At 64.2% G+C, this 26,876-nt stretch carries 26 protein-coding genes and 1 tRNA gene; 13 read left to right on the top strand and 14 right to left on the bottom strand.

The window, feature by feature from the left end; translation table 11 throughout:
• Positions 1-10: 10 nt before the first annotated feature.
• From dxs to A5906_RS12825, 5 genes are all read right to left on the bottom strand, one after another.
• A complete protein-coding gene (dxs, locus tag A5906_RS12845) occupies positions 11-1,939 on the bottom strand; it encodes a 1-deoxy-D-xylulose-5-phosphate synthase (RefSeq protein WP_080135705.1) in 1,929 nt (642 codons plus the stop codon).
• 578 nt (positions 1,940-2,517) lie between these two features.
• Positions 2,518-2,769, bottom strand: coding sequence for an exodeoxyribonuclease VII small subunit (locus tag A5906_RS12840; RefSeq protein ID WP_018648646.1), 252 nt, complete (start codon positions 2,767-2,769; stop codon positions 2,518-2,520).
• Between the two features lie 73 nt (positions 2,770-2,842).
• Positions 2,843-3,772: a histone deacetylase family protein gene (locus tag A5906_RS12835; protein WP_080135576.1), complete on the bottom strand. Its 930-nt coding sequence runs from the start codon at positions 3,770-3,772 to the stop codon at positions 2,843-2,845.
• A 134-nt stretch (positions 3,773-3,906) separates the two neighbouring features.
• The gene (locus A5906_RS12830) at positions 3,907-5,562 is read right to left on the bottom strand and encodes a bifunctional metallophosphatase/5'-nucleotidase (protein ID WP_080135575.1); all 1,656 of its coding nucleotides are present in this window, start codon (positions 5,560-5,562) and stop codon (positions 3,907-3,909) included.
• Positions 5,563-5,740: 178 nt separating this feature from the next.
• Complete coding sequence (locus A5906_RS12825; RefSeq protein ID WP_080135574.1) at positions 5,741-6,499, bottom strand: enoyl-CoA hydratase-related protein; 759 nt, start codon at positions 6,497-6,499, stop codon at positions 5,741-5,743.
• Between the two features lie 324 nt (positions 6,500-6,823).
• On the opposite strand from A5906_RS12825, the gene A5906_RS12820 reads away from it, so the two are divergent.
• Complete coding sequence (locus tag A5906_RS12820; RefSeq protein WP_080135573.1) at positions 6,824-8,071, top strand: MFS transporter; 1,248 nt, start codon at positions 6,824-6,826, stop codon at positions 8,069-8,071.
• Between the two features lie 97 nt (positions 8,072-8,168).
• On the opposite strand, the gene A5906_RS12815 is transcribed toward A5906_RS12820, so the two are convergent.
• Positions 8,169-9,947 carry an acyl-CoA dehydrogenase family protein gene (locus tag A5906_RS12815; protein WP_080135572.1) on the bottom strand — a complete coding sequence of 593 codons (1,779 nt, stop codon included), beginning with the start codon at positions 9,945-9,947 and terminating at the stop codon, positions 8,169-8,171.
• A gap of 263 nt (positions 9,948-10,210) precedes the next feature.
• On the opposite strand from A5906_RS12815, the gene A5906_RS12810 reads away from it, so the two are divergent.
• A tRNA-Gln gene (locus A5906_RS12810) sits at positions 10,211-10,285 on the top strand.
• Between the two features lie 109 nt (positions 10,286-10,394).
• Here the strand turns inward: A5906_RS12810 and A5906_RS46355 are convergent.
• The 3 genes from A5906_RS46355 to A5906_RS12795 form a co-directional block, all read right to left on the bottom strand.
• Positions 10,395-10,577 (bottom strand): IclR family transcriptional regulator domain-containing protein, encoded by a 183-nt coding sequence (locus A5906_RS46355; protein WP_080135571.1) that lies wholly within the window; start codon positions 10,575-10,577, stop codon positions 10,395-10,397.
• Between the two features lie 232 nt (positions 10,578-10,809).
• Positions 10,810-11,325: an inorganic diphosphatase gene (locus A5906_RS12800; RefSeq protein WP_080135570.1), complete on the bottom strand. Its 516-nt coding sequence runs from the start codon at positions 11,323-11,325 to the stop codon at positions 10,810-10,812.
• Positions 11,326-11,403: 78 nt separating this feature from the next.
• On the bottom strand, positions 11,404-11,919 hold the full coding sequence (locus A5906_RS12795) for a YciE/YciF ferroxidase family protein (RefSeq protein WP_080135569.1): 516 nt from the start codon (positions 11,917-11,919) through the stop codon (positions 11,404-11,406).
• Positions 11,920-12,116: 197 nt separating this feature from the next.
• Here A5906_RS12795 and A5906_RS12790 point away from each other — a divergent pair, with 197 nt between their 5' ends.
• Together A5906_RS12790 and A5906_RS12785 are read left to right on the top strand one after the other, a co-directional pair.
• Positions 12,117-13,622, top strand: a complete 1,506-nt coding sequence (locus A5906_RS12790) for an FAD-dependent oxidoreductase (RefSeq protein WP_080135568.1) — start codon at positions 12,117-12,119, stop codon at positions 13,620-13,622.
• Positions 13,623-13,795: 173 nt separating this feature from the next.
• Positions 13,796-14,881, top strand: coding sequence for an NAD(P)/FAD-dependent oxidoreductase (locus tag A5906_RS12785; RefSeq protein WP_245326725.1), 1,086 nt, complete (start codon positions 13,796-13,798; stop codon positions 14,879-14,881).
• Here A5906_RS12785 and A5906_RS12780 read toward each other — a convergent pair.
• The gene (locus tag A5906_RS12780; protein WP_080135704.1) at positions 14,878-15,078 is read right to left on the bottom strand and encodes a hypothetical protein; all 201 of its coding nucleotides are present in this window, start codon (positions 15,076-15,078) and stop codon (positions 14,878-14,880) included. The genes A5906_RS12785 and A5906_RS12780 overlap by 4 nt on opposite strands.
• Positions 15,079-15,366: 288 nt before the next feature.
• Between A5906_RS12780 and A5906_RS12775 the strand changes: the two genes are divergently transcribed.
• Positions 15,367-16,578, top strand: a complete 1,212-nt coding sequence (locus A5906_RS12775; protein WP_347337601.1) for an MFS transporter — start codon at positions 15,367-15,369, stop codon at positions 16,576-16,578.
• A gap of 33 nt (positions 16,579-16,611) precedes the next feature.
• Here A5906_RS12775 and A5906_RS12770 read toward each other — a convergent pair whose 3' ends face one another.
• Positions 16,612-16,860 (bottom strand): hypothetical protein, encoded by a 249-nt coding sequence (locus tag A5906_RS12770; RefSeq protein WP_136615188.1) that lies wholly within the window; start codon positions 16,858-16,860, stop codon positions 16,612-16,614.
• Here A5906_RS12770 and A5906_RS12765 point away from each other — a divergent pair.
• From A5906_RS12765 to A5906_RS12750, 4 genes are all read left to right on the top strand, one after another.
• Positions 16,859-17,164 (top strand): hypothetical protein, encoded by a 306-nt coding sequence (locus A5906_RS12765; RefSeq protein WP_080135564.1) that lies wholly within the window; start codon positions 16,859-16,861, stop codon positions 17,162-17,164. The two genes, A5906_RS12770 and A5906_RS12765, sit on opposite strands and share 2 nt — an antisense overlap.
• A 96-nt stretch (positions 17,165-17,260) precedes the next feature.
• Positions 17,261-17,668 carry a VOC family protein gene (locus A5906_RS12760; RefSeq protein ID WP_080135563.1) on the top strand — a complete coding sequence of 136 codons (408 nt, stop codon included), beginning with the start codon at positions 17,261-17,263 and terminating at the stop codon, positions 17,666-17,668.
• Positions 17,669-17,698: 30 nt separating this feature from the next.
• Positions 17,699-18,307, top strand: a complete 609-nt coding sequence (locus A5906_RS12755; RefSeq protein WP_080135562.1) for a cysteine hydrolase family protein — start codon at positions 17,699-17,701, stop codon at positions 18,305-18,307.
• 117 nt (positions 18,308-18,424) lie between these two features.
• On the top strand, positions 18,425-19,501 hold the full coding sequence (locus tag A5906_RS12750) for a flavodoxin family protein (protein WP_080135561.1): 1,077 nt from the start codon (positions 18,425-18,427) through the stop codon (positions 19,499-19,501).
• A gap of 6 nt (positions 19,502-19,507) precedes the next feature.
• Here the strand turns inward: A5906_RS12750 and A5906_RS12745 are convergent, their stop codons facing one another.
• A complete protein-coding gene (locus tag A5906_RS12745) occupies positions 19,508-20,230 on the bottom strand; it encodes a DUF72 domain-containing protein (RefSeq protein ID WP_080135560.1) in 723 nt (240 codons plus the stop codon).
• A 131-nt stretch (positions 20,231-20,361) separates the two neighbouring features.
• On the opposite strand from A5906_RS12745, the gene A5906_RS12740 reads away from it, so the two are divergent.
• On the top strand, positions 20,362-20,577 hold the full coding sequence (locus A5906_RS12740; protein WP_080135559.1) for a hypothetical protein: 216 nt from the start codon (positions 20,362-20,364) through the stop codon (positions 20,575-20,577).
• A 45-nt stretch (positions 20,578-20,622) separates the two neighbouring features.
• Here the strand turns inward: A5906_RS12740 and A5906_RS12735 are convergent, their stop codons facing one another.
• Together A5906_RS12735 and A5906_RS12730 are read right to left on the bottom strand one after the other, a co-directional pair.
• Complete coding sequence (locus A5906_RS12735) at positions 20,623-21,885, bottom strand: multidrug effflux MFS transporter (RefSeq protein WP_080135558.1); 1,263 nt, start codon at positions 21,883-21,885, stop codon at positions 20,623-20,625.
• Between the two features lie 89 nt (positions 21,886-21,974).
• A complete protein-coding gene (locus A5906_RS12730; RefSeq protein WP_080135557.1) occupies positions 21,975-23,327 on the bottom strand; it encodes a glycosyltransferase in 1,353 nt (450 codons plus the stop codon).
• A 376-nt stretch (positions 23,328-23,703) separates the two neighbouring features.
• Between A5906_RS12730 and A5906_RS12725 the strand changes: the two genes are divergently transcribed.
• From A5906_RS12725 to A5906_RS12715, 3 genes are all read left to right on the top strand, one after another.
• Positions 23,704-24,654: a c-type cytochrome gene (locus tag A5906_RS12725; RefSeq protein WP_167523684.1), complete on the top strand. Its 951-nt coding sequence runs from the start codon at positions 23,704-23,706 to the stop codon at positions 24,652-24,654.
• Positions 24,655-25,080: 426 nt separating this feature from the next.
• A complete protein-coding gene (locus A5906_RS12720; RefSeq protein ID WP_080135555.1) occupies positions 25,081-25,806 on the top strand; it encodes a response regulator in 726 nt (241 codons plus the stop codon).
• A gap of 350 nt (positions 25,807-26,156) precedes the next feature.
• Positions 26,157-26,603, top strand: coding sequence for a DUF1127 domain-containing protein (locus tag A5906_RS12715; protein ID WP_167523686.1), 447 nt, complete (start codon positions 26,157-26,159; stop codon positions 26,601-26,603).
• Positions 26,604-26,876: the final 273 nt, after the last annotated feature.

The raw sequence follows: 26,876 nt of genomic DNA, 5'->3' as shown, positions 1-26,876 counted from the left end.
TCGCGAGGGCTCAAGCCAGCTTGACCGTCTCGGCCTTCACGTCCTTGCCGAGCGCCTCGAACACCTTGGCGACGATGCCCTTGGCGTCGAGACCGGCGCGGCCGTACATCGCGGCGGGCGTGTCGTGGTCCTGGAACACGTCGGGCAGCACCATCGCGCGGAACTTGACCATGCCGGTGTCGAGCACGCCCTGATCGGTCAGGAACTGCGCGACATGCGAGCCGAAGCCGCCGATCGAGCCTTCCTCGATCGTGATCAGGATCTCATGGTCGCGGGCGAGCTTGAGCACCAGCTCGGTGTCGAGCGGCTTCATGAAGCGCGCATCGGCGATCGTGGTCGACAGGCCGTGGGCGGCGAGTTCGTCGGCCGCCTTCTCGCATTCGGCGAGGCGCGTGCCGAACGAGAGCAGGGCGATCTTGCTGCCCTGGCGGATCATGCGGCCCTTGCCGATCTCGAGCGGAATGCCGACTTCGGGCATCTCGATGCCGCGGCCTTCGCCGCGCGGATAACGCAGGGAGCTCGGACGGTCGTCGATCGCGACCTGGGTCGCCACCATGTGCACGAGCTCGGCCTCGTCCGCCGCCGCCATGATCACCATGTTGGGCAGACAGCCGAGATAGGCGTTGTCGAACGAGCCGGCATGCGTCGCGCCGTCGGCGCCGACAAGGCCGGCGCGGTCGATGGCGAAGCGGACGGGCAGGTTCTGGATCGCGACGTCATGCACGATCTGGTCGTAGCCGCGCTGCAGGAAGGTCGAGTAGATCGCGCAGAACGGCTTGTAGCCCTCGCTGGCAAGACCCGCCGCGAACGTCACCGCGTGCTGCTCGGCAATGCCGACGTCGAAGGTGCGGTCGGGGAAGGCCTTGTTGAAGATGTCGACGCCGGTGCCGGACGGCATCGCCGCGGTGATGGCGACGATCTTGTCGTCCTTCTGTGCTTCCTTGACGAGGCTCTGGCCGAACACGTTCTGATAGGCCGGCGCATTCGGCTTGGCCTTGGCCTGCGTGCCGGTCGCAACGTCGAACTTGACGACGGCATGGTACTTGTCGGCGGACGCTTCTGCCGGGCCGTAGCCCTTGCCCTTCTGCGTCACGACGTGAACCAGGATCGGGCCTTCCTCCATGTCGCGCACGTTCTTCAGCACGGGCAGCAGATGGTCGAGGTTGTGGCCGTCGATCGGGCCGACATAATAGAAGCCGAGCTCCTCGAACAGCGTGCCGCCGTCCATCATGAAGCCGCGCGAGTACTCCTCGACGCGGTTGGCGCGGTTGGCGATGATCTTGGGCAGGCGCTTGTTGATCTGCTTGGCCGCCTCGCGCAGCGTGCGATAGGTCTTGCCGGAGTAGAGCCGCGACAGATAGGCGCTCATGGCGCCGACCGGCGGCGCGATCGACATGTCGTTGTCGTTGAGGATGACGATCAGGCGCGAGTTCATCGCACCGGCGTTGTTCATGGCTTCATAGGCCATGCCCGCCGACATCGCACCGTCACCGATCACGGCGATAACGTTGTTCTTGCCGCCGGAGAGGTCGCGCGCCACGGCCATGCCGAGGCCGGCGGAGATCGAAGTCGAGGAATGCGCCGCGCCGAACGGATCGTAATCGCTCTCGCTGCGCTTGGTGAATCCGGACAGGCCGCCGCCGGTGCGCAGCGTGCGAATCCGGTCGCGCCGGCCGGTGAGGATCTTGTGGGGATAGGCCTGGTGGCCGACGTCCCAGATCAGGCGGTCGCGCGGCGTGTCGAAGACGTAATGGATCGCCGTGGTGAGCTCGACCACGCCGAGGCCCGCGCCGAAGTGACCGCCGGTCACGGAGACGGCGTCGATGGTCTCCTGCCGCAGCTCGTCGGCGACCTGGCGAACCTGCTCGATCTTGAGCTTGCGCAGGTCTTCCGGCGTCCGGATGGTGTCGAGAAGCGGCGTCTTACTGTATGCGTTCACGGCGATTTCCAATTTGTCAGCGCCGGAAGATCGTTCCGGTGCGCGATGGGTTTGCACAATATCGGCGCAGCGCGAGTCCTTAAACCGCCGGAGCCACCTGCTTGGGGCAAAGCCCCGTCTTCAAGCTTAGGTGAGCTTAGGTGCGCTCCGGTTCAGTCTCTGTGATCCCTGTCACTTAGATCGGCTTCGTCCGTCCCAGCCAATTTCATTAGCAATTTGAAGCGCTTGTCGTTGGTAATCGGTGCCCACGTCAAGGCTAACAAAAAGCCACACTCCGCGCAGCTTTACACCAAAGCTTGGGCCAAAGCCAACCCGCTGGGCCGATTACGGGCATGCACCTGCAACCCCCGGGCCAGAGTGGTTAATCGTGGTGCTTGCGGCGGGGTTCCAGTCCTGCCCGGTTTCTCGACAGTATTTTTGAGCAGGGGCTGGGCCTTTTCGAGCGGCCAGAAGCCCTCGGCGGGAGGTTCCCTGGTCCTTACCCCGGATCAGCCCTCCACGCGAGGGGCACTCGGCGGCGTGCAATCATGAAAAAATGCAGGCTTCAAATGCCGGGAACAGGGACCTGTCCGTCGGCCTTACTGGACGTCCAGCGGTGCGGTTCCGGTGGGCTGGCCGCTGGCGTCGGTGGTGATCTTATCCACGCGCGCCTCGGCCTGGCGCAACAGTTCCTCGCAGCGGCGCTTCAAGGCCTCGCCGCGCTCGTAGATCGTTACGGATTCCTCGAGCGGCACCTTGCCGTCCTCGAGCCGCTTCACGATCGTTTCGAGTTCCTCGATCGCGCGCTCGAAGGTGAGCCTGGAGACGTCGATTTGGGTATTTTCGGCCATATCCGTTTCCGATCGCCCGATTCGCTTAGCCCTCAGTGAAGGCGGGTTTTGCGGGCTTAATGTGGCGAATGCTTCAAGCGCCCATCAGGGCGCCGACATGCGCCGTAACAGATTCTTTCAGTCCTTGCAGGTCATAGCCGCCCTCGAGCACAGAGACAACGCGGCCTCCGGCGGACTTGTCGGCGAGGTCCATCAGCTTGCGCGTCACCCAGGCGTAGTCCTCGGCGCGTAGGTTCAGCGATGCCAGCGGGTCGCGGTAATGCGCATCGAAACCGGCCGAGATGATGAGAAGCTCGGGGCTGAATTTTTCGAGCTGCGGCAGGATCAGATTCTCGAATGCGGAGCGGAATTCGGGGCCGCCGTCTTCTGACGCCAGCGGCGCGTTGACGATGGTGTCGTGGTCGCCGCGCTCGCCCTTCGCGCCGGTGCCCGGAAACAGCGGCATCTGATGCGTCGAGCAGTACATCACGGTCGGGTCCGACCAGAAGATGTCCTGCGTGCCGTTACCGTGATGCACGTCGAAATCAACGATCGCCGCGCGCTTGATGCCGTATTTGCGCTGCGCGTGGCGCGCGGCGATCGCGACATTGTCGAAGAAGCAGAAGCCCATCGGCTTGCCGATCTCGGCGTGATGGCCGGGCGGGCGCACCGCGACGAAGGCGTTGCGATGCTCGCCATTCATCACCGCTTCGGTCGCCGCTACCGCGCCGCCGACGCCGCGCATCACGGCCTCCCACGTGCCCGGCGACATCGAGGTGTCACCGTCGATATAGACCTGGCCGCTGGTCGGCGCGATGTGGCGCAGCTCGGTGACGTAGTGTTCGTTGTGGCACAGCGTGACGAGGTCGAGATCGCCTTCCGGCGCCTGGTCGCGAACGAGAAACTGGAAACGCTCGTGCGACAGCGCTTCCTCCACCGCACGCAGGCGGTCCGGCCGTTCGGGATGTCCCGGCGGCGTGACGTGGTCGAGGCAGGCCTTGTGGGAGAGGAGAAGCGTGCTCATCAGGTCGGCCTCATGGGATGCGGGCTCTTGACGTCGCTTGACGCATCCGGCGCCAAAACGCAATGCCAAACCCAATCTATGCGCTTCACCGGGAATGGCAAAGGGTTGTCCCGTTCCGGCCCGTTTGATCCGGATCAATTCACGCGCAGGATACGAGTCGGAGGCAGCGGGCCGATCGGCCCGTGCGCCCGGAAAAACGCGAACAGCGCGTCGGCGTCGTAGCCGCCATATTGCGGCCCCGTGCCCTGCTTGGCGACCGTGAAACCGTCGCCGCCGACGGCGAGGTAATCGTTGAGGGTGACGCGGTAGCCGCTTCCAGGCTCGATCGGCCTGCCGTTGAGCGTCATCTTCTCCGCCATCACGCGCTCGCCGAACGGCTTCGCGCTGTCCCAAGTGTAGCTGAATCCGTTCGAGACCTGCAGGATCCGCGGCCGCTTCGGATCGAGCCATTGTTGTTCCAGCATGTCCTTGAGCTGAGTGCCGGTCAGCGTCATGGTGACGAGGCGGTTGCGGAACGGCTGGCTGGCGAAGACATCGCCGAACGATATGGCGCCGTTCTCCTTCGGGGCGATATCGGTGCGGATGCCGCCGGGATTGGTGAGCGCGATGACGGCGCCGCCATCCTGCGCTGCCCTCGTCGCTGCGAGCTGCGCATCCGCGATGATATCGCCGAGCGCGCTTTCACCGGCCTCGTTCGGAACGCGTGACAACGTCTGCGTGACCGATCCGGCCGGCCGGTTGGCGATCGGCGCCGAAAGCCTGTCATAGGCCTCGATCAGCGCGGTCTGTTCCGGATCCTTCGCGAGCGAGGCATTGGCGACGATGACGTTCTCGGCCCTCGCACTGACAATGTCGCGGCTCGCTGGATCGAGCTTGAGGTCGATCGCCGTGACCAGCGTGCCGTATTTGTCGCCGCTGGTGACGAGACGCCCGTCGATATCGCAGACATAGGCGCGGTGGGTGTGGCCGCTGACGACGACGTCGACGGCGCGGTCGAATTTCTTGACGATATCGACGATGGGCCCGGTAATGGCGGGGCATTCGTTGTAATCGCCCGAGGGCTCACCGCCCTGGTGGATCAGCACCACGATCGCCTCGACGCCGCGCGCCTTCAGCTGCGGCACCAGCGCATTCACCGTCTCGGCCTCGTCTCGGAATTCGAGCCCGGCAATGCCTGATGGCGAGACGATGCCCGCGGTCTCCTTCAAGGTCAGTCCGATGAAGGCGACGGGGATGCCCTCGAACTCCCTGATCTCGTAAGGCGGCAGCACGGTCTTGCCGGTTGCCGTCTCCACTGTGGAGGCCGCGAGATAGTGGAATTTGGCGCCGGTGAAGGGATGTGGCCCCTGGCAGCCGTCGACCGGATGGCAGCCGCCGTTCTGCATGCGCAACAGCTCGGTCTTGCCCTCGTCGAATTCGTGATTGCCGACCGAGGTGATCGCAAGCCCCATCATCGAAAGCGACTCGATCGAGGGTTCGTCGTGGAACATCGCGGACAGGAACGGGCTCGCCCCGATCAAATCGCCGGCGGCAACGAAGATCGTGTTCTTGTGCCCTTCGCGCAGCTGCTTGACCAGCGTCGCCATGTATTCGGCGCCGCCGGCCGCCACCATCACCTTCCTGGCCTTGTCCTCGGGGTCATTGATGCGGATGCCGCCCGGCGGCGGCCGCAGATTGCCGTGGAAATCGTTGATCGCGAGAATGCGCAGCTCGACGGGGGCGGCAGTCTGGGCGAAGGCGGGCAGGGCGCAGGTCAGCGCGAGTGCGGCAAGGATGGATCGGTATTGCATGGAACCAGATTAGTCGCTCCGCGCGAAGATTTCACGAAGTTCTCGCCGTCATTCCGGGGCGCGCGCAACGCGAGCCCGGAATCCATTCATCCACGAACTCTGCCGCCCAATGGATTCTCAGATGCGCAATTGCGCATCATAGCTCGCGACTTTCGTCGCGTCCCGGAATGACGAATTGCTACCGCTTCTTCCTGTTTGCAAAGGCGTTGAACGCAGCCACGGCATCGTCCGATTTCAACCGCTCGCCGAACAGATGCGCCTCCTGGTCGATGCGACGGGTCAGCTCTTCCGGCGGGGTGCGCAGCAATTTGCGCGAGGTCGCGACCGCCTCGGCCGGCAGCCGGCAGATCTCGCGCGCAACCTTGCGCGCCTCGACCTCGGTGTGTCCCGGCGAGACCACGGTGTTGACGAAGCCTGCGGCTTCGGCCTCTGCAGCGGTGAAGGTTCGCCCCATCACCAGCATCCCGAAGGCACGCTGGTATCCCATCGTGTTCGGCATCAGGAGGCTGGACGCGCCGACCGGCACGAGGCCCAGCTTGATGTAGGGCGCCGAGAACGTCGCGGCTGTCGAGGCGAGCACGTAGTCGCAATGAAACAGCATCACCGTGCCTACGCCGATCGACGCGCCGTCCACGGCGGCGATGATCGGCTTGGTGTTGAGGGCGAGCGAGTAGAGAAATTTGGCGCCGTTCGACAGCGTCTCCGGACGCGCCGTGTCGGCGTGGAGAAAATCGTCGATATCGTCGCCGGCGGTGAACACGCCGGAGCCGCCGGTGATGATCATGCAGCGGATGTCGGGATTGTTCTGCGCGGTATCGATGGCGCGGCTCATCTCCCGATACATGTCTTGCGTGATCGCATTCTTCTTGCCGGGGCGGCGCAGCGTGATCACGCGCGTTCCACGCTCTTCGGTGACGACGATGTTACCATTCGCCATAAAGACCCCCTGGGCTCGCCGCGACGCTTGGACTGTGGCGAGTCTCGCAAACATCAGCCTACATCATCTTGCAGGCCTGCCAATCCGCCCGCGCGACCTTTTCGAAAGCGATTCCGTGAGCCCGGCGGATGACACCGCTGTCATACCTCCCTTCCGTCACTCTCTTCCGTCCAGGAACCGCATCGCGCCAGATCGCCGGTTGTGCTGTCTTGCACGCTCCATTGCGCATTGCAACAAATGGCTACAATGTTTTGTTTGAAAAACCAGTGGTTGTGAGGCACGATCGTCACTCCAGTCGTTTCCATTTGACCGATTGCTCGATTGATGATTGCCGCAACAGGCGTTGACGAATCTTCGCTGCATTATCGCGGCTGGCGCGTCGTGCTGGCCTGCTTCCTGATGGCCTTCTTCATGTTCGGCTTCGGCCTCTACGGCCAGGGCGTCTATCTCGCCGAGCTACAGCGCGCCCATGGCTGGCCTGGCACGCTGGTCTCTGCGGCCAGCACCTTCTCGTTTCTCCTGACCTCCGTCCTCGTCATTTTCACCGACGATCTGCTCAACCGCATCGGGCTGCGCGCGCAGATCCTGTCCGGGCTGTCCGCGCTGGGTGCATCGACGGTGCTGCTGGCGCTGATGCAGGCGCCCTGGCAGCTTTATCTCGCTTATGCGCTGATGTCGGTCGGCTGGACCGGCATGGGCACCGTGGTGATCGCCACCCTGCTGAATTCCTGGTTCGACCGGCGCCGCGGCCTCGCGCTCAGCCTCGCCTTCAACGGGGCAACCTGCGGCGGTATCATCCTCGTTCCGCTGCTGCTGTCGCTGACCGGCAGCATCGGTTTCCGTTCGGCTATGCTGGCGGCAACGATCGTCATGGTGGCCCTGGTGCTGCCGGTGGTGATCAGCTTCATCGGTTGGCCGGCCGGGACCTCGCTGGCATCGGTTGGGCGACCGTCCGGTGCTGACGCAGCCGCGCCGGCTCAATCGCGCAAGGCGCTGCTCGCCAATGCGGCGTTCTGGACCATGGTGCTGCCGATCGCGATCGCGGTGCTGGCGCAGATGGGATTCATCATCCACCAGGTGACGTTCCTCGAACCGCTGATCGGTCGCGCCAGTGCTGGCTTTGCGGTGACCATCATGGCCGCGATGGCGGTGGTCGGGCGCTTGTCGCTCGGCCTATTCGTCGACCGGGTCGATCCGCGGCTCGCCTGCGCGGCGTCGATGACGAGCCAGGCCGCCGCGCTCTTCGTGCTTCTTCAAAGCACCAATCCGACCGTGCTGCTGGCATGCTGCGCCGTTTACGGCTTCTCGATCGGCAACATGATCACGTTCCCGCCCCTGATCATTCAACGCGAGATCGGATCTGCCGCCTTCGCCGCCGCGATGGGCCTGGGCACCTCGATCAGCGGCGTCGTCAGCGCCTTCGGCCCCGGTACCGTCGGGCTCGTGCGCAGTTTCACCGGCAATTATACGACGGCGTTTGCGATGTGCGTGGTGTTGGATCTCGTCGCGGCGGCTGTCGTGCTGTGGCGGCCGGGGCAGAGCGCGGCGCAGCGAGGTATGTCCGAAAGTTGAGAGTTGGCGAAGTGCGCGCCAAATATTCCGTTGTCGTCCCGGCCTGGTGCGCAATTGCGCACGGGGCCGGGACGATACCGTTTGTGGGAGCGTCCACTTACCCCAGCAGCACCGCGTCCGCCGCCGCGACCGACTCCGCGCTCTCCGTCACGGTGCGCTCGAGCGCGCCGGCCTGCACACTGATGTTCTCGGCGAAGAAACGCGCGAGTGAGACGTAGCGCGGCGCATCGGCAAGGCCGTCGCCCTTTGCGGCGAGCGCTTCGGAGGCCAGCATGCAGCCGCCGAGCGTCACGCCGAACTGCTGCAAGTAAGGCGTCGCGCCGGCCAGCGCCTCGTTCGGTGCCGAGGTGACGCGCTCCAGCAGCCATTTGCTGGTGCGTGTCAAGGCCTCCAGCGCCTCGCGCAGTTTTGCGCCCGTGGTGCCGAAGGCGGGATCGTTGGAGGCTTCGACCTGCTTGACGGTTGCCGAGAGCTCATCGAGCAGCGCCCACACCGCAGCGCCGCCATTGGCCGCCAGCTTGCGCGTGACCAGGTCGATCGCCTGGATGCCGTTGGTGCCCTCATAGATCGCAGTGATGCGCGCGTCGCGATAGTGCTGGGCCGCGCCGGTCTCTTCGATGAAGCCCATGCCGCCATGCACCTGCACGCCGAGATAAGCGACCTCGTTGCCGATGTCGGTGGAGTAGCCCTTGGCCATCGGCGTCAGCAGCGCCGCGCGCGCGGCCGCATCGGCACGCACCTTGGGGTCCTTGGCGCGCGTCGAGATATCCATGGCAACCGCGGTCGCATAGCAGATGGTGCGCGCGGCAGCCGTCTGCGCCCGCATCCGCATCAGCATGCGCTTGACGTCGGGATGGACGAAGATCGCGTCCGAGCCTTCGCCCTTCTTGCCGACGGCGCGGCCCTGCTTGCGCTCCTGCGCGTAGGACAGCGCCTGCTGATAGGCGCGGTCGGCAACGCCGACGCCCTCCAGACCGACGCCGAGGCGCGCCTGGTTCATCATCGTGAACATGCAGCGCATGCCCTGGTTCTCTTCGCCGATCAAAAAGCCGATCGCGCCGCCATGATCGCCCATGGTCATGGTGCAGGTGGGCGAGGCGTGCATGCCGAGCTTGTGCTCGACACCGCTGGCGAAGATGTCGTTGCGCTTGCCGAGCGAGCCGTCGGCGTTCACCAAGAACTTCGGCACGAGGAAGAGCGAGATCCCCTTGGTGCCCGCGGGTGCGTCGGGCAGTCGCGCCAGCACGAAATGCACGATGTTGTCGGTCATGTCGTGCTCGCCATAGGTGATGAAGATCTTCGTCCCCTTGATGCGATAGGTGCCATCGGCCTGCTTTTCGGCGCGGGTGCGCAGCGCGCCGACATCGGAGCCGGCCTGCGGCTCGGTCAGCTGCATGGTGCCGGTCCATTCGCCGGAGACGAGCTTTTCGAGATAGATGTTTTTCAGCTCATTGCTGCCGTGGGCATCGAGGGCCTCGATCGCCGATGCCGTCAGCAGCGGGCAAAGGCCGAAGGCGACGTTGGCGGCGCTCCAGATCTCGGTACAGGCGGCGTTGATCGCGATCGGTAGGCCTTGGCCGCCGAAATCCTCGGGGCCGGAGACCGCATTCCAGCCGCCCTCGGTCCAGCGCTTGTAGGCATCGGGCCAGCCCGGCGCGGTCGTGACCTTGCCGGCATCCAGCTTGATGCCGTGCTCGTCACCGACCTTGTTGAGCGGCGCCAGCACGTCGGTCGCGAATTTGCCGGCTTCCTCCAGCACCGCGGCGGCAATGTCGGCGTCGAAATCGCCGTAATGGCCGGCGTCGACCGCCGCCTTCAGGCCGGCGCCATGGTTGAGCGACAGCAGCATGTCAGAGATCGGTGCGCGGTAGGTCATGGTTCACTCCCCGGAGACAGGTCTTGGCGGCGGTATTCCCATGAAAAGCCGGCGGTCTCAACTGGCCGGACGCCAGGACGCGCTGGGCTCGGAACAGGGCCTCCACCCGGACCTATAATAGAGTATGGCGCCGCCCACCCCGGACGCTGTGGTATTTTGCCCCTCCAGGCGGTTGAAATGCCGTGCCGCACCCTATAGACCGGCTGCGACCCAAGGGAATCTGCGGTAGCCAGTTCTTCCGCCGCCCCGAGGAGGTCGCCTGTTGGGGCGTAGCCAAGCGGTAAGGCAGCGGATTTTGATTCCGCCATTCGGAGGTTCGATCCCTCCCGCCCCAGCCAGCAGTTAAGTTGCTGAGTTCGTTTTCGAAGCAGCTCTGCTCCCGCTGGATCAACGCGTTTGGAAATGGCAGTTCGTTTGGCGCATGAGCCTTGCGGGTTGCCAGGTGGCTCACATGCGAACGCGAAGAACGTCGTGGGCCTTCTCCGCGGCGCGCTGCAAGACCGGCAAGAAGCGTCGCTGGAGGTCTTCGATCGACGCGCGACTGGTCGGCGCCACCACCTTCATCGCGGCAACGATTTTCCCGTTTCGGTCAAACAGGGGAACGGCGACGAGCGTACTCCCTCTTCGAATTCCTGATCGCCCAAAGCCTAGCCTCGTTGACGCGCAAGCGCGATCGCCTTCTTCAGTCGCGCCGGGTCAGTGATGGTGTTGGGACTCCGCTTCGCCTGGGTCGCTTTTCCAAGCAGCTCGTCCAGTGCGGCGGGATCCAAAGCTCCCAGGACGATATGCCACAGACGCGTCCGAGGATCGCTCGCGGCAAGTGTCGCGGTCACAACGCGATGAGTGAAGTTCTAGTTCGACTTCAGCGGGCCAGCCTTTTGATGGCCTTGGTCGTTCGGCTGGGCCCATGCCAACCGAGAAATTTCAGCTCCTTGTTCTCCAGCGCGTTCGTTGCCTGAAAAAACTGTTCGAGATCATCGCGCGCATGAGAAGGGAGATCGCGGATATCCTTGAGGTTGGTTTCGAGCGGTGATCGGTCGGGCACCGCAAAAATGCGGTCGTTTCGCTCTTTCTTGCCCTTTTTCTTCTGCTCGACTTCGAGAATGCCAACGGGGCGACAGCGCAGCACCACTCCCGGATAAGTCTGCGCATCATGCAGGATCAGCACATCCAGCGGGTCACCATCATCGGCCTTGGTCGAGGGAACGAAGCCCCAATCGTAGGGATAGGTCAGTCCCGCCATGAGCGGCTTCGCCAGGGCAAAGACACCGAGCTTGGGATCGAAATCGAGCTTGCACGAGCTGCCGCGTGGCGTCTCGACGACAGCAAAGATATTGTCTTCGTCGGCCCAGCTCGGCAGTTTTGTCAGATTGGTCATGGCGGCAGTCGCCTACGCATTGGGGTACCGAGAGGAAGCGCGTCTGGCGGAATCGTCCGCCAGACCCGCAGGTGGCAATCACGCGGCGGTGGAGGCCTTCTTGTTGACGCCCTTGCGCAACGCCACCGTGTTGAGCTTCGTGTTCGCCGCCTTCTCTTCGTTCAGGTTCGTGTTCAGGAAGCGCACGATATCGTCGTGGCCAAGCTCTTCCGCCCAGGCGATCAGCGTGCCATAGCGGCAGATCTCGTAATGTTCGACGGCCTGCGCGTTGGCGACGATCGCTGCATCAAGCACCGCCTTGTCTTCGATCTCGCCGGCCGTCTCGTCCGCTTCCTTGATGAGGCCGTCGATGGCCGGGCATTGCGTGCCGCTCGGCGACTGGCCCAGTTTCTCAAAGGCTTTTTCGAGACGCTCGACCTGCTTGTTCGTCTCTTCGAGATGGTTCTTGAGACCCGTAACCAGATCCCGGTTGGTGGCCTTGTCGATCATTTTCGGCAATGCCTTGAGGATCTGCTGCTCGGCATAATAGATGTCCTGCAAGCCATGCAGCAGCAGATCATCCATCGACTTGATGTCCTTTGTGAATAGTCCCATGACATCGCTCCTCGCGTTCAAAGCGATGGAACGACCCCGATCGGGCTTTGTTCCTCGCCGCTGTCGCCGCGGTCCGGCCGCAGAGGCTGGATCGCCACGTTGCCTGTCCATTTGCGAAAGGCGCATGGCGCCGGCTTCCCATCGAAGGAGGAACTGCGGCACCAAATGGGCGTTTGCCTCATTGCGCGGAGTTCAGGATGGTCAGCACCTCGCTATGGATGGATACGGAGATTTTGCCGGAGGCGGGCGAGCTCAAAGGCGAGGCCCATTGCGATGTGGCTGTGGTTGGCTCAGGCATCGCCGGGCTCTCGACCGCCTACGAGCTTTGTAAACGCGGCCGGTCGGTCATCGTCATCGATCGCAAGGGCATCGCGAGCGGCATGACGGCACGTACGTCTGCGCATTTGGCGCCGCTCTGCGACGATCTGATGAGCGAGTTTCGAAAGCTGCGGGGCGCCGATGCCGCCAAACTATTCTACGAAAGTCAGGCCGCCGCCGTCGACCGGATCGAGGCCATCCAGGCGAGCGGGAAGATCGCGTGCGACTTCCGGCGACTTGATGGCTACCTCTTTCAGGGCAACAGCATGCCCGCCGACATCATCGACCAGGAGCTGGAAGCCGTGCAGGAAGCGGGCGCGCCGGTTCATCGGCTGGTCGGCGTGCCCCTCAGGGGATGCGAGAGCCGCCATGTGCTTCGTTATCCCCGGCAAGCGACCTTCCATCCGCTGAAGTACCTCGCGGGAATTGCTGCGGTATGCGAGACGAACGGCGTCCGCTTCTTTGCCAACAGTCCGGTCGAAGACGTTGTCGAGCGGGACGGCGCCGTTACGTTGCGGACCGCACACGGGCAAATCACGGCGGGCCATGCCGTGATCGCGACCAACGCATCCATTGCCGACCGCTTCCAATTGCATACCAAGGTTGCGCCCTACCGTACCTACGTGCTTGCCTTTGCGATTGCGCGGGGTGAGCTTCCAGACGCACTCTACTGGGACACCGAAGATCCCTATCACTATGTGCGGCTGCAAACCGGCCCAGACGATCAGGATTTCGTTCTTGTTGGCGGTGAAGATCACAAGAGCGGCGAGGCTAATGACGCCGAGGAGCGCTTTGCCAGGCTGGAGAGCTGGGCCCGCGAGTTGATCCCGGCGCTCGGCAAAGTCACGCACAGCTGGTCGGGCCAGGTGCTCGATACGATCGACTACGCCGGCTTCATCGGCCGCGAGCCCGGCGGTGAAAAGGTCTATCTCGCGATGGGCGATTCCGGTCAGGGTCTGACCCATGGTGTGATGGGGGCCATGCTGAACACGGCCCTCATTCTTGGTGAAGATCATCCCTGGAAGTCGGTCTATGCGCCCGATCGCAAGCCCCTCGCGGCCGCCCGGAACTTCCTTCGCGAGAACCTGATCATCCTGCAGAACCTCGCCGAGTACGTGGCGCCTGGTGAAATCGCATCGCTTGAGGAGCTGAAGGCGGGTGAGGGCGCCATCCTGCGTCACGGTCTTGAGAAAATCGCCGCCTACAAGGACAAGGCTGGCGAGCTGCATCTGCATGCGGCAAGCTGCACGCATATCGGCTGCCATCTGCACTGGAACAGCTTTGAGAGCTGCTGGGACTGCCCGTGCCACGGCTCGATCTTCGCGCCCAACGGACAGCCGATCAACGCGCCGGCCGTGTCGGCGTTGCGCCCGGTGAAGGTCTAGCGGGATCTGTTTAGGCTTGGGAGCGATCTATCTTTAAGGACGAAGACATCGAGCAGGATGATCTGCGCAGCCCGCGCCCGCCGTGGGCCGGGCTGCCGCCACCGCCGATCGAGCCTGTCGCCGACAGCTTTCGTTGCGAGATTCTGGTCATCGGCGCCGGCATAACCGGCGCGCTGGTGGCCGAGCGCCTGACTCGCGAGGGACGCCAGGTCGTCATCATCGATCGCGAGATACCGGGCCTCGGCAGCACGGTCGCGAGTACCGCCATGCTGCTCTGGGAAATCGACCGTCCGCTGTTCGAACTCGCGCAGGTCTATGGCCTCGGGAAGGCAATTCGCTGCTATCGGGCCAGCCACCATGCCGCGCAAGGACTAGTCTGCCTGATTGCCCATCATGGAATTGCCTGCCAGATGCGGCCACGCCTTTCGCTCTATCTTGCCGTCGATGACAGTCCGAAGCTTGTTCGGGATGAATACGCGATGAGGAGCCGTGCCGATCTGCCGTCCCTCTATCTTGATCATGGCGCGCTGCAGAGGCGCTTCGGAATCGCGCGGGCGGGCGCCCTTTTGTCAAGGGACGCGGCCGATGCCGACCCGGTTTGGCTCACGCGTGGCCTGCTTGACGTCTCTTTGCAACGCGGCGCCCGTCTTCTGAAGGCCAACGCAGTTGCCTACGATAGCGCGGTCTCGGGTATCACCGTCGGCCTGGAGAGCGGGCATTCGATCGACGCGCGTCACGTGGTGCTGGCGACCGGCTATGTCATGCCGGAATTTGTGAAGCCCACGGCCCAGCAGCCGACTTCCAGCTGGGCCATCGCGACCCGACGGCAACCAGGCAATCTGTGGCCCGAACAGGCGCTGATCTGGGAGGCGAGCCGAAACTATCATTATGCGCGGACAACGGCTGATGGCCGCATCATCCTTGGTGGCGAGGATGATCATGCGCTTATCGAGCCTGCGGCTCGTGATGAGGCGACGCCCGCAAAGGTGAGAGCGCTCAGGACTTATCTGAAATTGCTGTGGCCGCATGCATCCGATCACGTGGCCTTCAGCTGGTCCGGCGCCTTCGACACTACGCATGACGGCTTGCCACTGATCGGCACGGTACCTGGCTGCAAGAATATCTTCGCCGCCTTTGGTTATGGCGGCAACGGCATCACCTTCAGCTTTCTCGCGGCGGAACTGCTGGCCACATTGATTGCCGGAGGCTCTTCGCCCCTGCTCGACGATCTTGCGATCGACCGGGATATTCCCGGCTAACGCCGCGCGATCAGGCAGCCCAGCATGAAGGCGACGAGCAACGATGGTAGTGGAGCCTCGCGCACCACATCGCGCAGAAAGGCAACAGCCTGGCCGGGCGGCTGCCCTGCTTCCAGGCTCTGCCGCACCGTGCGGGCGGTCTCGCGCACACTTTCCGACACGTCCTTCACTTTTGCCAAGGCCTCTTCACTGTCCATCTCATCCTCCTTCGGCATATCCAGCAACCCAAGCTCTTGGGCGCCCAGTCGTTCCTCCACCGTCCTGGGCTGGCGTGCGCTCGCATGCGACCTCTATAGCGCACCGATCGTCGAGTTCGGCTCGCCTGTCGTGACGCGCCTTGCAACCGTTCCCTATCTCGAGTGCCGGCGTCCAGTTCGCCTTATGCAAACCGCGATGCGGCGTTCGATTGCTTTCCGGTCGCGATCTGGGACGATCCGGCCGATGTCTTCCGCTTGAACCAGAATATCCCGCCGACGACATAATTGATGGTATCGGAGCGACCCCTAATGCGAAGCCGCTGGACCATTCTTGCTGCTCTGTTCGTCGCGCGTGCCACCATCGCCTTTCAGTTTCAGAGCGTCGCCGCCGTCGCGCCGCAGCTCAGCCAGAGCCTCGGCGCGAGCTTGGCCGATATCGGCGTTCTGATCGGACTCTATTTTGCGCCGGGCACCGCGCTTGCGCTGCCTGGCGGCGCGATCGGCCGTCGCTATGGCGACAAGGTGACTGTCCTCGCTGGACTCCTGATGATGCTGGCCGGCGAACTGCTGATGACTGCGTCAACGTCATGGAGCGTGCAGATTGCGGGCCGGCTGATGGCCGGCATCGGCGGTGTTCTCCTGAACGTTCTGATGACCAAGATGGTCGCGGACTGGTTCGCCGGTCGGGAAATCGCCACCGCGATGGCCATTTTCATCAACTCGTGGCCGACCGGCATCGCGCTCTCTCTGATGCTTCTGCCAGCCATCGGCGCCGCGCTCGGGCTCCATGCCGTCAATTTGGCCGTCGCCGGGGTGGTTCTGATCGGGCTTGGCCTCATCGCTCTGGTTTATCGCGCGCCTGATGCGACCATCGCGGCGGAAGGCGAGCGCGGCAGCCTGACCGCCAAGACGATCTGCGCCGTGGTTGCCGCGGGCTTGATCTGGTGCCTCTATAACATCGGCTTTGCGATGATCTTCAGCTTCGGCCCGTCGCTGCTCGTTGAGCAGGGCTGGTCCGGCGCCGCAGCCGGATCAACCATCAGTCTCGTGCTCTGGCTTGCTGCCCTCTCGGTTCCGTTGGGCGGATTCCTCGCCGATCGGACCAAGCGCGGCGAGGCGATCCTCGTGACGGGCTGTCTCGCCTTCGCGCTCCTGACACTTTTTCTGTCGCGAAGCGGCATGGTGCTTGCCATCGTCATTGCTCTTGGCATCCTTTGCGGCCTGCCCGCCGGGCCGATCATGAGCCTGCCTGCGCGCGTACTCGACCAGAAGGCGCGGTCGATCGGAATGGGGATATTCTACACGGTCTTCTACGCCGGCATGCTGGCCGGACCGGCGATCGGGGGGAAGCTCTCCACATCATTCGGCTCCGCGAGCGCCGCGCTAGACTTCGGCGCCCTCGCGCTCCTGGCTTGCCCCGTCGTCCTCTGGCTTTTCAGCCGTATCGTTGCGGGCGGGTATGTGTCGGCCGGAAGCGTCCGAGTTCCCACGCCCAAATAGCCTTCGAAGTCGATCAACTGACCCGATCGCGCTTCAGAGCGAGCCGCCGCCGCAGATGCAGATGACGAGTTGCATCGGTGACGGCGGCGTATCGCGTCCCTTGGGCTGCATTGCAGTAACCGCGCCCCGCTTTGGAACGCCGGCGAGCGCCTGCCGTTCGTATTGCTGAACGCCGGGCCTGCGGAACACACGGCTGCGGAAACGCTCGTGAAACAACATCGCAAGATGGCGGAACCCGGCTCCGCCGAGCACTAGCCGTCGCAACGACAAGGAGGTTGTCATGCTTATGAGATCAATGCTGGTGGGAGCGGTGCTGGCCGTCAGTTCGACCATCGCATGGGCCGGTCCCTGCAACACTGCCGCCAATCGTGATGCCGGTTCGGGACCGGTTACGACCGGGCAGGCGAGTGAAACCACCGGCACCGCTTCGTCGGACGCCAAGGAGCATCCCCCGACCTCGGCCATGAACAAGGCCACCGAGAACACGGCGACCTCGTCGCAGGACGCCCAGCGCCAGATGCAAAGTCAGCCGACAGCGGCCGAACAGTCGAAGACGACGGTCGGCTCTGCCGACAAGGACTGCTAGGTCGGCGGTTTCGAAACGGCGGGGGCGGCGACGCTGCTCCCGCTCACCGTCTGGAGACAACCAGACCAGGGCGCTCCTCTGACGGGGAATGAGCGGATGATCCATCACGTGTCCGTTGGAACGAACGACGTGCATCGGGCGCGCGCGTTTTATGATCCATTGATGGCATTGATCGGCTTGCGGGTTCTCAAATCCTCGGATCGCGCCGTTCACTATGGCGCGTCCGACATCGTCTTCAGTCTCGAAACGCCGGTGGACGGTGAGCCTGCCAGTGCGGGAAACGGCGTTCATATCGCCTTCCAGGCACCCGACCGGGAGACCGTAAGGCGTTTCCACCGAACGGCCGTGGCAAACGGCGGAGGTGACGAGGGAGGCCCGGGCATTCGTGAACAATACAACGCGAATTACTACGCAGCCTTCGTGCGCGATCTCGATGGCAACAAGATCGAAGCCGTAACCTACACGGCGCGTGAGGATTTTGGTCTCCGACCGAGCCGATCTTGAGAATCCGAGGACCATCCGGGTAAGGAGCCGATGACTGACGCAAAGTCGCCAAAGACCCCGATACGGGACGCGGTTCACCTCTGCATCGACATGCAAAACATCTTCGCGCCTGGCGGCCTTTGGGAAACGCCGTGGATGGAGCGGGTTCTGCCGACCATCGCGGCGATCGTCTCGCGCTATCAGGCGAGAACGATCTTCACGCGCTTCATCACGCCGCAGGACCCGGAAGACCGTCCCGGCCAGTGGCAGGCTTATTTTCAGCGCTGGCGCGAGGCGACCCGCAGGCGTCTTGCGCCGTCGGCGCTCGATCTGGTGCCGGAGCTGGCGCGCTACGTTCCTCCGGTTCGCATCGTCGACAAGCCGGCCTATTCGGCGTTCAGCAACCCGGCTCTGGCAAGCCTGCTGATCGAAAGAGGCGTCGGCACGGTGGTGATATCGGGTGCCGAGACCGACGTCTGCGTTCTCTCGACGGTCCTCAGCGCCGTCGATCTCGGCTTCAGGGTGGTCATCGTCGAGGACGCGTTGTGCAGCTCGTCCGACGTCGGCCACGATGCGCTCATGACGATGTACCGCACTCGCTTTCACGGCCAGGTCGATCTGGTGACCGCAGACGAACTGGCAGAGTTTTGGCGCGAATAGGAATGTCCTGATTGCTCCTCGACGTTGAATCCCGGCAGGTTCCAACCGGGACGGACCGAGGAACCGCGCGCGCGAGCTCTGGTTGATTGGATTGCACGGGCTTATCGAGGAGCGAGCATGACGGCACCGGACGTTCGCAAGGGCATGCCGCCCGTCAAGCTGTCGCGTGAGGCGTTCGAGCGGCGATACAGGAGCCAGTTCGTCGATCCCGTCTTTTTGCCGCTGCAACGCGAGCTCGATGCCATCGTCGATGCCGCCTGGGATGCCTACAGCCACTCGCGCAAGGCGCCGGTGACGCGGAAGGCGGGCGCGGGCTTCGCCGATCCCGATTACGAGCTTGCCATGGACTGGCTTGCGACGCGCGCCGCGATCCTGGAGGCGCAGCGGCGGCACGACGATGCCCGCGCCGCGCCGCGCATCCTCATCGTCAACGGCTCGGCCCGCAGCGAGCACACCTGTCCCGGCGAGATGTCAAAGACCTGGCGCCTGGTCAAGCTGGCCGAGCCCGTCTTCGCGGAGATGGGTTATGCGGTCGACATCCTGGATCTCTCGCGCCTGACCTCGGAGTTCGGAAAGACCATTCACCCCTGCAAGTCCTGCGTCTCGACCGCCATGCCGCTCTGCCATTGGCCGTGCAGTTGCTATCCGAACTATTCGCTGGGCCAGACCAGCGACTGGATGAACGAGATCTACCCGCTCTGGGTCGCCGCGCACGGCATCCTGATCGTGACGCCGGTGAACTGGTATCATGTCCCGGGCGGCCTCAAGGCGATGATGGACCGTCTCGTCTGTGCCGACGGCGGCAATCCGGATCCGACCTCAACGCACGGCAAGAAGGCCGCTGAAGCCAAGGCCATCGAGCTGAAGGGCTGGTCCTATCCCCGTCATCTCGCCGGCCGCCATTTCGGCCTCGTCGTCCACGGCGACACCGTGGGAGCCGAGGGCGTGCGCCGGACATTGTCCGATTGGCTCACCGACATGCAGCTGATCTCGGCCGGTCGTTTCGCGGAATTCGACGGCTACGTCGGCTACATGGAGCAATACGCGACGTCCCACCGCGATCTCGACGAGGACCACGGGTTTCAGCAGGAGGTATTGAATGTGGCACGCGCGCTCGGCAACGCCGTCCGACTGGCGCGGAACGGACGGCTCGAGGAGCCCGGCGCCGGCCTCGTGAGCCCAAACCCGAAATGACGCGCGTCAAAGCAGGGCCTTGAGCTTCTGGGCATCGGCCGGAGCCGCGCTCTTCTGGTCGTTGTCGAAATAGACATAGACGTCGCAACCCTGCCGCTTCCAGGATTCGATCCGCCGCGCCCATTGCGCGAGTGTCGCGCCGGAATAGTGGCCGTGATAGCGCCCGCTTGGTCCGTGGCCACGCACATAGACGAAGTCCGCCGTGCGTTTCCAGGGCGCCGGCGCATCGTGATGGTCTGACAGGCAAAGCGCGATATTCTCGTCAGCCAGCATCCGCAGGATGCGCGGCTGGTACCAGCTCGGATGACGGAATTCGAAGCTGTATCGACGCCGGTCTGGCAGCAGCTTGAGGAAGGAGGCGAGGCGGCTGGCGTTCGCCTCGAATTGCGGCGGCAGCTGGAACAGGATCGGTCCTGCCTTGCCGCGCAGCAGTGAAATGCGGTCCTCCAACAGCTCGAGGCTGTTGGCCGAGCGGTCGGACAGGCGCTTCCAGTGCGTGATGAACTTCGACGCCTTCCAGGCGAAGACGAAGTCGCGCCCCGTCTGCTCGCGCCACGCTTTCACCGCTTCCGGTGTCGGTGTGCGATAGAACACGCCGTTCAGCTCAGTCGTCGCGAACTGTCCGGCGTAGTAGTGAAGCTGCTGCTTCAGCGGCAAGCCGTCCGGAAAGAACGGGCCTCGCCAGGAATCGTAGTGCCAGCCGGAAGTGCCGATCAGGATGCGAGCCATATTCCACGTGCCACCGTTTGCGCGGGAAGGACGGGCCCGCGCTCCCGGGAAGGAACGTCGGTGCGGACGATACGTTGCTTTCGGTATGATGGAGGATTGGCCTCCGCCTCATCAAGACGGGATTGACAGCCATGTACGCGCTGTTCGAAGGCAGCAAGCAGATCGGCGCTCCGTTTGCCACCGAGAAAGAGGTATGGGAAGCAGCGTTGATCGAGGGACTGGTGACGGATGTTCCGGTCGCCGACGAGGAGGGGGGCCGGCTTCTGCCCGAGGGATATCACGTCGCGCGGGTGGAGGAGACCTGCGCGCCGCGCCTGGACTGGAAGCTGCCGCGCGAGATCTCCTGAGCTTGCGTCGGTTCGACGCCAGCGCGCCGCCAGATCGACCGCGCCTCAGGAGCGCGTCGGGCTGCGGATCGCAGCGCCGGCATCGATCGTCCGCGATTGGAGGCGACGGTCGGCGGGACGTGCGACCAGAAAATAGAGGCCGAGGGCGAGGAGCGACGACGCAGCCATGACCGCCGTCATCGACAGCGCGGTCCGGCCGTCGAAACGCGTCGCCACCAGTCCGCTCGATATGGCGCCTGCGATCAGTTGAATGCTCCCGGCAGCCGCGCTGACGGCGCCGGCGATGTCGGGGAGGTGCTGCATCGTCGCGCTCATCACGTTCGGCACGCTCAGTCCGAAGCCGAGCGCCACCGCCATCAGCAGCACGACGACCAGCGCCGTGGGCATCCAGCCCGTCGATGTCATCGCGAGCAGGGCGACGCTGGCCGCTGACGACAGCGTCAGCCCGGTCGCGAGCATGTGGCTGGAGGATATCCCGCGCCGGCCAAGCTGGCCGTCGAGGAAGGCGCCGGCCATCACGGAGGCCGAGCAGGCACTGAAGATCAGGCCGTATTGCTCGGGCGAAAGCCCGACCGCGCCGACGAAGAACAGCGAGGCGCCGGTGACATAGGCAAACACCGTCGCGCCGCCCGCGGCGCCGACCAGGATGAAAGGCAACGAAACCGGATGCGTCAGCACCCGCCGGTAACTGTCGGTCACCGCGGAGCGCACGAGGCGCGCGGAAGGAGCCAAGCGCGTGGTCTCGGGCGCGGTCTCGGCGAAGCGAAACATCACCACCAGCAGCAGCATCAGGCCGATCGCGGCCTGGGTCGCATAGATCGATCGCCAGTCGGCCGCCGCCAGCAGGGCAGCGCCGGCCGTCGGCGCGATCACGGTTGCGACGTTGACCGCGACCATGACGTTGGCGATCTTGCCGCGCGCGGCGTCGCCGTCGAACAGATCGCGAATGATGGCGAATGTCGTTGCGGTTGCGGCGGCCCCGATCCCCTGGAAGAAGCGGCACACCAGCAGAAGCGGCAGCGAGGTGGCAAGCGCGCAGCTGATGCTGGCGGCGACGAACAGTGCGAGGCCGAATGCCAGGACCGGCTTGCGGCCGAGGCGGTCGGAGACCGGTCCGTAGACCAGCGGCGCCGTGGCGAGGCTGAGCATGAAGGCGCTCATCGTCAATCCGACGTCCGAGGCGCTCGTGCCCAGCGTGGCGCCGGTGGCTGCCAGTGCCGGCAGGTTGATATCGATGCCGGAATACGGTACGGCCGCGAGCGCGCCGAGCAGCACCGTGAATGCAAAGGAGTCTGGTTCGATCCGCATGGACAAGAATCCGAAGGTCTGTTGCGAAATTTCACGAGGGGATGGAGCGCGGTCGTGCCGCGCTCCATCATTTTCTCAAGCGGCAGCGATCAGGCGCGCCGGCCGGCACGCCGCCCCTGGCTCGCAGCGGTCGCTCGCAGGCGTGAGACCTCGGTCTCGTCGGTCACGAGCTCGCTGATGATCCGGACGATCTCCACCCGCGTATCGATCTCGGCGAATTCGTCGGCGATCTGCGTCGCGCGTAGCTGATAGCGCGGCTGGTCGAGCACCGCCCGCACCGCATTGCGTATGGCTTCCGGCGTCGGCTCGTTGGTCCCGAGATCGATGCCGACGCCGGACCATGCGACCCGCGCGTTGACGTCGGCCTTGTCTTCGGTCAGTCCCGCCGTGACCAGCGGGATGCCGAAGCTCATGGCCTGGTTGACGCTGCCATAGCCGCCATTGGTGACGAGCACGTCGACGTGCGGCAGCAGCCATTCGAACGGCAGATAGCGGGCGATGCGCGCGTTCGACGGGACCTTGCCGGGGATGGCGTTGACCGGACGGCCGCCCGCGGTCGCGACCACCAGGATGTCGGGCTCGTCGGCGAGAGCAGCCAGCGTCGGCGCGACCAGCAGGTTGAAATTGTGGTTGGCCACCGTTCCCTGCGTCACCAGCACGACCTTGCGCGAACCGTCGAGGTCCTCGGCCCATGGCGGCGGCGGGACCTGATTGGCAATGATCGGAGGCGTGCCGACGAAATGCACGGACGAGGGGATCTCGCGGGGGAATTCGAAGCTCGGCACGGACAATTGCAGATAGGCATCCGCGAGCGCGACCACCGAATGGAATAGCGGCATCGATATCGGTCCGACGCCGAGGGTCTTCAGGGCCCGGTTCAGGCGCAGCGACACGGGCTGATCGACCGCCGCGTCAAATTCCCGCGCCTTGGCGGCGTATTGATCGCGCTGCTCGGGGGTCGTCGCCGGCGGTAGGCCGAGGAAATTCGGCGCGCCGTCCTCACGCGCCCAATGCAGGAACGAGGTCCCGCAGAGCGCGATCGGCGGCCGCTGCGAGCGCGGTCCGAGCAGCATCGGCAACACGCCGAACAGCATGTCGTCGCCGACGATGATGTCGGCGGGAAATTGCCGCAGCGCCTGTAGCAGGCCCTCGTGCTGGGCGGGGACGGCGTCGACGAAAAAGCGCTCGCAAGCAATGCGGAACCACTCGAGCCCCGGCGGGATGGACTTGAGCTCGGGGACCAGAGCGAAAACGTCGTTCGGATCGAAATCCGCCCCCTCGGGAAGCGGAAAGAACTTGACGCCGCTGGCCTCGACGCGGGCACGAAAGGCGGTGCCCGTCATGAAGGCAACCTCGTGACCTTCGCCGACGAGGACCTGCGTGATCGCCAGCATCGGATTGAGATGACCCGTCGCAGGCGTCGAAGCGATAAGAATCTTCATGGGAGATGACCTCTTGATGATCGATGCTCGGTCGCCAACAGGGCGGCCGCTCGATTAAGCAGAGGCAATTGAGGGGATCGCCGTTACATCGAGGCTTCCGATGGCCCCCAAATGGTTACGGCGGCAACGCATCGTGGCGCGGCCAAGGCCGCCGTCGCGCGGCCGGAATGGTGCCGTCGCGCAAGCGTTACAGTTGTAGCGCGAGCGGTCGCTCGTGAAACGGAGCGGTAATGCCGCGCTCGTAATCCGGCAAGGCGCCGTTTGGCGCGCCGCGGGCACTCGGCGGCGGTTCCAGAAGATGATTATCGACGGTCGGGATATCGCGCGAATTGATCGCGCAGAATTCGTTGAGGCAGCATTTTTTGAGGAGAACGCCATGCAGAATATTGTCGCCCTGGCTGCAATGGTCGCTGTCGTTGTGCTCCTGGTCTGGTCGGGCGTTCGCGCCTGGCAGACGAAGAACTCCCTGTTGAAGTGGTGCGGGGTGATTCTGGCGGCGATGCCGGCCGTCGCGCTGTCCGGCGCGAGTGCGCTGACGGCAGCGGGCATCGTCAGGCAACATTCGCGCTCCGCGCCGGCCCCCGATCTCAAGGTCGAGGCCACGCCGGAGCGAATTGCCCGCGGCAGGGCGGTCGCCGACAGCTTCTGCGCCGGATGTCACTCGAACAGCGGCGTGCTGTCCGGTGGCGGCGACGTCGGCAAGGATCTTCCGCTTCCCATCGGCTCCTTCGTGCCCGCGAATTTGACACCCGCCGGCGCATTGAAGCACTGGTCCGACGGCGAGATCTTTCGCGCCATCCGTAATGGCGTCGACGCGCGCGGACGATGGCTCGCAATTATGTCCTTCACCAATGCCGGCCGGCTCAGTGACGAGGACACCAAGGCCGTGATCGCCTATATCCGCAGCTTGCCCGCGGGCGGTGAACAGACGCCCGAGCCTCAGGATCGCTTCAGCCTGCTGGGCCTTGCGATGCTGGGTGCGGGACTGTTGCCGGATGCCAAGCCGGTGTTCACCGGTGTGATCGTCGCGCCGCCGAAGGGGCCGACGGCTCGTTATGGCAGGTATCTGCTGTCCTATCAGGATTGCCGGGAATGTCATGGCAAGGATCTCGCAGGCGGCATACCCGGACAATTGCCGCCGCTCGGACCCGATCTTGCTGTCGTCAAGGACTGGAGCCAGGCACAGTTCATCGCCACCATGCGGACGGGCGTCGATCCGAACGGACATCGGCTCGACGAGCAAATGCCATGGCGGCCGATCGGGCGGATGGACGACGACGAGCTCGCTGCGATCTATCTTTATCTCGTGGGTCTGACCCGCTCCTGACGCATCCCGGCGAATGATGCGTGCCGCCGCTCTCACCCGGCTGCACGGTCGCGACTCATGTGCACGCTGAACACGCGAGGGCACGGCGCTCGGCTGCAGCCGACGCCGCGCGCCCGGGAAGACACACGCCGTCACAGCCCTCAGCGACGCGGCCCGTCGTCACCGCCGAACAGTCCCTTCGTCACCGGCGAACAGTCATGCAGGCGCGGAGACTGGAATCGCTCAAAAGTAGCATTAGCTAGGATCACAATGCTTCACGTCTGCGATATCCGGCGCATTTGGCCGCAGAAATACCGGGTTACGGCGTCATCAGCAGGCTATGGACGCCGTCGCGCACAGCGAAGTTTTGGCAGTCCCTGTACCATTCGAGTGATTGCAAATCTTAAGATGCGACTCTGTTGGTGACGGCAGATTTGAGAGAGAAGTATGCTTGCAGATGTTGGCCACATCGTCGTCGTCGACGACGATTCCACCTTGCGACAGATGGTGATCAGATATCTGGAGGAGCACAATGTCCCGACCAGGGCGGCGTCCAGCAGGTCTGAACTCAATCACTATCTGGAAGCCAGTCAGCCCAGCCTGATCATTCTCGACCTCCGCCTCGGTCAAGAGGACGGTCTGGACCTGCTCCGGGAAATCCGTTCGCATTCCGACGTGCCCGTCATCATCACGACCGGCCATCGTCCGGACGAGATCGACCGCATCGTCGGGCTCGAGCTCGGCGCCGACGACTATATCATCAAGCCGTTCTCCTTGCGGGAGCTGCTCGCGCGTGTCCGGGCGGTGTTGCGGCGACAGGAGATGGGCCGGGCCGCGCGCGCCCGCGATCCCGAGCGCGGAGGCTATCGCTTCGGTGGATGGAAGCTGGAACGCCGTGGCCGCAAGCTCGTCGATCCCAGCGAAACGCCGGTTCCGCTCAGCAAAGGGGAGTATGCCCTGTTGCTGGCCTTCCTCGAGGCGCCGCAACGCCCGCTGACCCGCGAGCATTTGCTTCAGGCGACTCGTATCCACGAGGACATCTTCGATCGCAGCATCGACGTTCAGGTGCTGCGGCTGCGGCGCAAGCTGGAGTCCGACCCGAGTGCGCCGCGCGTCATCCAGACCGAGCGCGGCGTCGGCTACGTCTTCGCGGTTCCCGTAGAACCGTTCTAGATCCGGATCTGAAGGGCCGCGCCAGCGCAGCGGCTTTTCGAGAAGGTCATGCGCGAACAGAAGCGTGGCCGAGAGGATTGCAACTGTAACCCCTTTGCCGATGACGGTGATTTCGCTGTAACGCCCGGCCTGCAGATTGCCTCCCACGAACAGCGTGTGGGAGATTTACGATGAAGACGCATTCTCGGCATTCTCGCGGTGTGATCCGTTCAGCTCGGCCGGACGACGCCGAGCCCGACGGGAGGCGGCTCGTTTGGTCCGAAGGCCGCGGCATGGCTCGTCTCGGTCCTGACCGTACCGCGAGGTTGGGCTACGCGCAGACCCGCTCGCGTCCGACGCCGCAAGCTGCAGTGCCGAACGCGCAGGCCAACCTGTTCTGGTCGGTGGCCTATGCCTTCATGGAAGGGTTTGCTCTCTATGGCGCCGCATTGCATCCGTCCGCGGCCATGCCGGTTGATGCAATCCTGGCGGCCCGGCGGGATTGGGAGGCGTACCAGGCCGACGAATCAGCGAAACCGGTGCAGAACGGCGGTGGCCGCGGACCCTGCAGCAGCGGCAATGTCGTCCAGTTCGATCGCCTCGTGCCGCTCGACGCGCAGCCGGAGCGGCGGCGCTGGAGCTGGCTGCGCTCGGCCGGTGAAACGCTGACGGTTCTGCTGTCGCATTTGCGCCGCGAGCGCGAGATCAGGAGGGCCGTTGACGCCTTGAGGGAGCTCGACGACCGCACATTGCGCGATCTCGGAATCCGCTGCCGTTCGGAAATCGAGTGGACGGTGAGGTACTGCCGTGATTGCTGACGTGGTCTACATCGCCTTCGCCGGGCTCGGCGTGTGCAACGCCGCGTGCCGTTCAATGATCTCGGGCGGCCTCAAGGCCGGCATGTTCGGCCTCCGTCCCCTCGTCTGGCGATGGCCGCGTTCACGATATCATCGCGCTTCGATCAAAAGCCCTTGAATGGGCGCAACTGCCTTCGCTTCCACCCCATATCACTTGCAGTGCGACTATTGACAGGATTTCGTGGAGCCGGGCCAGGCGCCGGCTATCGGGGCGGGGTGATCGCCATCTGCGCG

This window comes from Bradyrhizobium sacchari, from assembly GCF_002068095.1.
GTDB classification, from domain to species: Bacteria; Pseudomonadota; Alphaproteobacteria; order Rhizobiales; family Xanthobacteraceae; genus Bradyrhizobium; species Bradyrhizobium sacchari.
Note: the sequence above shows the minus strand (reverse complement) of the source record. Positions and strands in the feature narration are given on the sequence as shown.